The 7,021-nt window shown below is 75.2% G+C and carries 5 protein-coding genes and 1 pseudogene; 1 reads left to right on the top strand and 5 read right to left on the bottom strand.

Going from position 1 to position 7,021, the window contains the following annotated elements; translation table 11 throughout:
* Positions 1 to 104 precede the first annotated feature (104 nt).
* The 5 genes and pseudogenes from MTQ10_RS25550 to MTQ10_RS25530 form a co-directional block, all read right to left on the bottom strand.
* Complete coding sequence (locus MTQ10_RS25550; RefSeq protein ID WP_247472513.1) at positions 105 to 2,696, bottom strand: cation-translocating P-type ATPase; 2,592 nt, start codon at positions 2,694 to 2,696, stop codon at positions 105 to 107.
* A 58-nt stretch (positions 2,697 to 2,754) separates the two neighbouring features.
* The gene (locus MTQ10_RS25545) at positions 2,755 to 3,774 is read right to left on the bottom strand and encodes an Acg family FMN-binding oxidoreductase (RefSeq protein ID WP_374117690.1); all 1,020 of its coding nucleotides are present in this window, start codon (positions 3,772 to 3,774) and stop codon (positions 2,755 to 2,757) included.
* A gap of 180 nt (positions 3,775 to 3,954) precedes the next feature.
* Positions 3,955 to 4,177, bottom strand: a pseudogene (locus MTQ10_RS31825) (DUF1918 domain-containing protein); the annotation flags it as partial.
* Positions 4,178 to 4,335: 158 nt separating this feature from the next.
* Positions 4,336 to 4,797: an Hsp20/alpha crystallin family protein gene (locus MTQ10_RS25535; RefSeq protein ID WP_247472514.1), complete on the bottom strand. Its 462-nt coding sequence runs from the start codon at positions 4,795 to 4,797 to the stop codon at positions 4,336 to 4,338.
* 604 nt (positions 4,798 to 5,401) lie between these two features.
* Positions 5,402 to 6,010 (bottom strand): Rv1733c family protein, encoded by a 609-nt coding sequence (locus MTQ10_RS25530; protein WP_247472512.1) that lies wholly within the window; start codon positions 6,008 to 6,010, stop codon positions 5,402 to 5,404.
* 228 nt (positions 6,011 to 6,238) lie between these two features.
* On the opposite strand from MTQ10_RS25530, the gene MTQ10_RS25525 reads away from it, so the two are divergent.
* The coding region (locus MTQ10_RS25525) for a universal stress protein (RefSeq protein ID WP_247472511.1) at positions 6,239 to 7,021 on the top strand (783 nt) is incomplete at its 3' end.

The following is a 7,021-nucleotide window of genomic DNA, read 5'->3' as shown; positions in this document are numbered from 1 at the left end:
TTTCGGGGGCGGGCCGGGATGGGGCATGTCGCCGGCGTACGAGGCCGAACCCGGGGCCCCGGCCGAGGCCCGCCCCCGAAACGCCCGAGACGGCGGCCCCGGTCTCACCGCATGTGTCCGGCCGCTTCCCGGGCGACCGCCGTGCGCGGCTGCCGTTCCGGCCACAGGCGGGCCTGAAGGCGCATCACCACATGGCCGAGGCCGGACAGCGCGCAGGCGATCGCCAGGTCCACCGGCTCCAGCGGCTGTGTGCCGAGCAGGTCGCGCAGCGGGGGCAGCCAGACGCCGGCCACCTGGAGGGCCAGCGCCACCCCCACGGCGACCAGCAGGAACGGGTTGGTGAGCGTGCCGGGGCGGGCGCGGGAGCCGAGGGCCATGCCGAGCTGGGTCGCGCCGAGGACCAGGAAGATCACGGACTGCCAGGGGCGTCCCGTCTCGTGGGCCCAGACTCCGGCGGCCAGGGTGACGGTGGCGAGGAAGGTGCCCATGAGCAGGATCCGCGGCCACAGTCCGGCGCCGAGCACGCTCTCCTCGGGTGGCCGCGGCGCACGCCGCATCGCGTCCGGGGCGACGGGCTCGGCGCCGAGCGCCACGCCGGGCAGGCCGTGGGTGAGCAGGTTGATCCACAGGATCTGGGCGGGCAGCAGCGGCAGCGGGAAGCCCAGGAAGGGGCCGAGGAGCATGACGAGGATCTCGGCGGTTCCGCCGGCGAGCCCGTACAGCAGGAAGCGGCGTACGTTGGCGTAGACCCGGCGTCCCTCCTCGACGGCGGAGACGATGGTGGCCGGGTTGTCGTCGGCGAGGACGAGGTCGGCGGCCTGGCGGGCCACTTCGGTGCCGCGACGGCCCATGGCGACGCCGATGTCGGCCTGGCGCAGGGCCGGCCCGTCGTTGACGCCGTCGCCCGTCATCGCGACGACCTGCCCGGCCTCGCGCCACGCCTGGACGATGTCGAGTTTCTGCTCGGGGGTGGTGCGGGCGTAGACGCGTACGCCGGTCAGCTCGCCCGCCGTGCCGTCCCGGAGGTGCTGCCCGGTGGTGACCTCCTCCTCGCGCGAGGCGATGCCGAGGCGCTCGGCGACGGCCCGCGCGGTCAGCGGGTGGTCGCCGGTGATGAGGACGGGCACCACACCGGCCTGCCGGCAGGCGGCGATCGACGGCCCGGACGCGCCGCGGGGCGGGTCGAGGATGCCGATCAGACCCAGCAGCGACAACCCCGACTCCCATGTGCCGGGCGGGTCGTCGCCGTCCTCGTGGTCGGCGGACGCGACGGCGAGCACCCGGTGGCCGTCCCGTGCCAGCGCGTCAGCGCGGTCCGCCGCCCGGGCGAGCAGGTCGGGGCCGTCGGTGAGGACGTCCGGCCGCAGCAGGACCTCCGGCGCTCCCTTGCACGCGACGCGCACGGTCCCGTCGGGGCGGCGATGGACGGTCGTCATGCGTTTGCGGCCGCTGTCGAACGGGATCTCCGCCACGCGGGGCAGCGCCCGCCGCAGCCGCGCCGGGTCCAGGCCGAGCCGGGCCGCCGCCACGAGCAGCGCCGCCTCGGTGGGATCGCCCAGGGCGCGCCACTCGTCGGAGTCGTCCCGGGGAGGCTCCAGGGCGGCGTCGTTGCACAGCACGGCGGTGCTCAGCAGCGCCGCGAGGTCGGGTGCGTCGTCGGCGGTGACCGTCGTGCCGTCGCGGACGACGCGGCCGTGCGGCTCGTAGCCGGTGCCGAGGACGGCGGCCTCCCCGTACGGCGTCCACAGCTGTTCGGCGGCCATACGGCCCTCGGTGAGCGTGCCGGTCTTGTCGGTGGCGATCACGGTGACGGAGCCGAGCGTCTCCACGGCGGGCAGTCTGCGGACGATGGCGTGCCGGTCCGCCATCCGCCGTGCCCCCAGGGCGAGGGCGAGGGTCACGACGGCGGGCAGGGACTCCGGTACGGCGGCCACGGCAAGGCTGATCGCCGCCACGATCATCAGTTCCGTGGGCTGCCCGCGCACCAGCCCGAGCGCCAGGACGAGGGCGGACAACGCGACGATGCCGGCGGCCAGCACCCGGCCGAACCCGGCCAGGCGGCGCTGCAGCGGGGTCGGCCCCGGCGCGGCGCCCATCAGGGACGCGATCCGCCCGAGCGCGCTGTCGGCTCCCGTCGCGGTGACCACGGCGCTTCCGTGGCCGCGTACGACGACCGTGCCGGAGGACACCGTGCGCTGCGCGGGCTCGCCGTCGGGTGTCTTCTCCACGGGCACGGATTCGCCGGTGAGGGACGACTCGTCGGCCATGAGGGTCGCGGCGGAGCGGATGTCGCCGTCGGCGGGCACGATGTCGCCCTCGGCGAGCAGGACGAGATCGCCGGGCACCACCTCGGAGGCGGGAAGTTCGCGTTCCTCGCCGTCGCGTACGACCCGGGCGGTGGGGGCGCTCATCGCGGACAGGGCCGTCACGGCCTGTTCGGCGCGCACTTCCTGGACGACGCCGACCACCGTGTTCACGGTGACGACCAGCAGGATCACGGCGGCGTCGGAGAGATCGCCGGTGGCGATCGTGAGCGCTGCGGCGGCCAGCAGCACCACGATGAGCGGGTCGCGCAGCTGTTGCAGCACCCGCCGCAGGACGGGGGTGCGGGGTTCCGGCGGGAGCGCGTTGGGCCCGTACCGTGCCAGCCGGTGCGCGGCCTCGGCCGACGTCAGCCCGACCGCCGCCGGCGGCACGGAGGGCTGCGGGCCCGGTCGGCCCGCGTCCGCGCCCGGGTCGTCGGGGGCCGGCCGGTCATGGCCGGATGTCCAGCACGTCCGTCACGGGCCGGCGGGGGCTGGCGGGGCCTTCGGGGCCGTATCCGAGGCGCAGGATCATCTGGGTGTACCCGGTCCCCGACAGCGGGTCGCGCAGCGGCCAGCGCAGGTCCTGCCATTCGAGGGGCTGCGTGACGAAGGAACTCGCCACGCCGTGCAGGGTGGCCAGCAGCAGGACGCGTTCCATGGCCTGGCCGGCGCGCAGCCAGTCCTCGGCCCGGTCCCGGCCGGTGCTGAGCAGGGCCAGTTGAGGGGTGCGTTCGAAGTCCGTGGCGTCCCGGCCCGCGACTGTGCGGCTGCTCTCGAAGTCGCGCACGGGGGCGCTGCCGCCGCGTTTGCGCGGCCCGAAGGCGTACTCCGGCACTCCGTCGCCTGCGGCGCCCTCCGCTGGGGTGCCGAGGCGCGTCCACTGGTCGAGTTCCGTGCGGGTGCCGGGGTCGGTGCGGTTGCGTGCCTCGGCCTCCTGCACCAGGTCCAGCACCTGCCGCAGATGCCATGAGGCGGGGAACATCAGCAGCGCTCCCTCGGCCCGCGCCGCCGCGACGAGGGCCTCGCGCACGGGTTCGGGGACGGGCCGTTCCTCGAACGGGAAGCGGCTGCCGTGCCGGCGGTGGATCGCCGGATGCAGGGCGGCGAGTCCGCCGGAGTCGTCGGACTCGGCGGGCCCGTCGGCGGCTTCGGTCGCGTCGGTCAGCCGTGTGCGCGCGAGGAGTGCCCCGTCAGCGGGGTCGGGCAGCAGCCGGGTCTGCGGGTTCCATCCCTCGTGGGCCGCGGCGACCCGCAGGTTCAGCAGGGCGGCTCCGCAGCCGAGGTGCAGGGCGCGCGTGTCGGGGTCGGAGTGCGGCAGGCCGCGTCCGAAGTCGGCGTGGATCTCGAAGGTGCGGCTGTGCCGGTGGTAGCGGAACCGCCAGGGCTGCGCGTTGTGCATGGACGGGGCGGCGGCAGCGGCGCGGGCCAGGGCCGTCACCTGGTCGTCGTTCGGTGTCTGTCGGCTCACCGCAGGCTCCCCTCTAGCGAGTCGGCGACCGGGGCGGGGCCGCTCTCCGGCAGCCCGTGGCCGCCTGTTGATCGGCGGGGGTGATACGCCGGCCGATGTCGCCGGGGCCGGACGGGCCGGCCTCGGGCGCCGTCGCGTGCGGGGTCCGGGGCGGGGCGTCGGGCTCGGTGCCGGTGGCGTCCGGGTCCGGCCGGGATGTGCCGGGCCGCCCGTGCCGCTCGATGTGCCGGATGTGTGCGTCGGGGCCGGGGAACACGAGCGTCACCTCGTCCGTGTCCGACCAGCGCACGTCGTAGGGGGGTGTTCCGTCCTCGTGGTGGAGTCCGACGATCTCCCCGTCGCGTCTGACCGCGCCGGTCCTCTGACTTTCGACGACCAGTCGGTCTCCGAGGTGAGCCTGCACGGCGACCGCCCTCTCGGCTCGATGGTGATGTGTCCAAGGTGCCACCCGGGGCGGGTCGCCGCTTGGGGCGATCGGCCCCGGATGTCCGGCGTCCGGGCCGGGCCGAACGGCTGTCCCGCGGTCGTGTCCGCGTGTGCGGGGCCCGGTGCCGCGCCGGCTCAGCCCGTGATCTCCACACGGTGTGTGCTGCCGTTCTCGGTCTTCGGGACTCTCACCGTCAGTACGCCGTTCGTCAGGTCCGCGCTGACGTGCTCGGTGTCGGCGTTCGGCGGCAGGGTCGTGCGGTAGTCGAACCGGCCCACGCGGCGGGTGTGCCTGCGCAGCACCCCGTCGTGTTCCTTGTCCTTGATCTCTCCGTGGACGTCGAGCCGGCCGTCGGACACCTCGACGGTGATCTGGTCCTTGTCGACTCCGGGGAGTTCCAGTTCCACCAGGTAGGCGTTGTCGGCGTCCACGACGTCGGCCGGCGGAGCCCACGGCTCGGCGTTGTCGAACTCGGGGTAGCCGGCGACGGGGAACACGGAGTGCATGAGCTGGTCCATGCGGGTGCGCAGATCGTCCAGTTCGTGCATCACCGCGGAGAGGCCGCCGCCTCGGCTGCGTCGTACGGGGTGTGTCATCGCTGTTCCTCCTGACTTTCTTCGTGGCGACGTCCTGCCGGGTCCGCGTGCTGTCGAGGCCGTCCCCCGCTCCCCCGGGCCGTCCGCTGACCGCTCGCGGTGCGTCGGCTGCCGGTCTCGCCTCGACACGGCGCCGCACGCGCTCGGCGAGGGCGCTGAGCCGTGCGGAGACCGTCGCGCGCGGCGCGATCGGTGCACCGGCAGCGCCGCCGTCGGCGCGGACGTCAGCGCCGCCAGCCGCTCGGCCAGCGGATAGAACGGATCCGTCGGGCGGCCGGCGGCAGCAGGTCGAGGTCCGTCGTGCATCCGTCCCGGCACTCGTCGAGCGTGGGCGGGGTGCCGGTGCGTCGCCCGCCCCGCATACCGTCTCCAGCAGCGGCCGGGCGGCGTCGGGCGGCGGCTCGACAGGTCACGCGCGAAGAGGCTGAACGTCGCCGGGCCGGTCATGCCCTCTCGCAGGCAGGACAGGGCCATGGTGACCTCGTACAGGTCCGTCGTCGTCGCGTCGGACATCGACGTCGCCTCCTCGGCTCAGGTGCTCTCCGGGCTGCGGGCTCCTCGGGCCTGCGGCTTCTCCTCCGCTCACGTACCGGGTTCGTGTCTGTCAGCAGCGGTGGCGGCCGGACCACAGGGGCTCGACCCTGGCCCACTCGGCGTCCCACTGCGCGTACCTTCCGCGGTCCAGCAGGCGGCGCGTGCCCGCCCGTGCCGCCAGGTACCCGAGGCCCACGCCCGCCGCCGCGACGCTGCCCGCGAACCAGCCGTTGACGCTCGCGACGTGCTCGCTCAGCGGCGCCCTGGTGAGGCTGCCGGTGTCGCGGTCCGTCCACACCTTCACGGTGGCGCCCGCGGGCGTTCCCGCCTTCACGAGGGTGGTGCCGGTCCGTACGACGCCGTCGGCGTCGGTCCAGCGGATGTGCGCTGGTTGCTTCACGTCGGTGGTGACGCCCTCGGTGACCGAGGTCAGCCGGGCGGTGACCTCCTGCCGCTGCTCCGCCTGGGTCCGCACGGCCTGCATCGACGCGTCGTACGCCGTGAGTCCGGCGCCGATCGCGGCCACCGGCAGGCCCAGCACGAGGGCCAGCAGGAGGAGCCCGCCCAGCCACGACTCGACCCGGTCGGAGGTGCGGCGCAGCGGGTTCGCGCCCTTCGGTACGTGGTCCTGACGCGGCGGGGGCGGACCGGACGCGTGCGGCGAATACGGTGCGTTCATGACTCGGCCTCCAGCGGATCGCTGGTCCGATCCCCACGATCGGTCGGCGTCGACCGCGGTCACAGGGCCGAAAGTCCCGCAGGAGCCGACCGCCCGTCCCGCGGACAGGGGCCCGAGCAGCCCGAGGACGCCGTGCGGCGGCGCCGGGCCGTTCGTTTCCCGGGCGGCGGAGCGGGGCCGGGGTGACCCTGAAGGTGAGGGTGACGGTGTCGGAGCGTTGGAGGCACGGTGAGCGGTCCGGTGGTCGTGGGTGTGGACGGTTCGGCGTCGAGCCTTGCCGCCGTGGAGGTCGCCGCGCGGGAGGCGCGGCTGCGCGGGGCGGCGCTGCGGGTGGTGCACGCGTTTCTGTGGCCCGCGCTGCACGTCCCGTTGGGGCCGTGGCCGCTGGGCCCGCCGGACGGCGGGCTGCGGAACCTGGCCGACCGGGTGGTGGCCGAGGCGGTCGCTCGGGCGCGGACGGCGGAACCGGACGTCGAGATCGGTCAGGTCGTGGTGAGCGGTGAGCCGCTGACGGTTCTGGAGGCGCAGTCGCGGGCCGCGGAGCTGGTCGTGGTCGGGAGCCGGGGCATGGGCGGGTTCGTCGGGCTGCTGGTGGGGTCCACGGCGGTGCATCTGGCCGCCCACGGGGCGTGCCCGGTCCTGGTCGTGCGGGAGGAGCCGCGCCCGGACGGTCCGGTCGTGCTGGGCGTCGACGGTTCGGCGGCGGGCCGGAAGGCCGTGGACTTCGCGTTCGCCGAGGCGTCCCTGCGCGGCGCGCCGTTGGTCGCGCTGCACGCGTGGACCACGTGGAACGCGCCGATGCCGGCCCCTTCCGATCCGTCGGCGCCGTACGCGAACCCGCCCGGGACGCGGGCCGGGGCGGAGGAACGGTTGTCGGCGGAGGCGCTGGCGGGCCGGCGGGAGCATTTACCGGGTGTGGCGGTGGAGCACCGGGTGGTGCACGGGGGGACGCGGGAGGCGCTGATCGAGGCGAGCGGTTCGGCGCAGCTGCTGGTGGTCGGCGCGCGGGGG

Source organism: Streptomyces sp. XM83C, from assembly GCF_023072675.1.
GTDB lineage: Bacteria > Actinomycetota > Actinomycetes > Streptomycetales > Streptomycetaceae > Streptomyces > Streptomyces thermocoprophilus.
The sequence above is the reverse complement of the archived record's forward strand: the minus strand, read 5'-3'. Positions and strand labels throughout refer to the sequence as shown.

Bases quoted from the DNA above. Each gene is read 5' to 3' on its own strand.
- MTQ10_RS25535 (WP_247472514.1), bottom strand. From the start codon at position 4,797: ATGACACACCCCGTACGACGCAGCCGAGGCGGCGGCCTCTCCGCGGTG.
- MTQ10_RS25530 (WP_247472512.1), bottom strand. From the start codon at position 6,010: ATGAACGCACCGTATTCGCCGCACGCGTCCGGTCCGCCCCCGCCGCGT.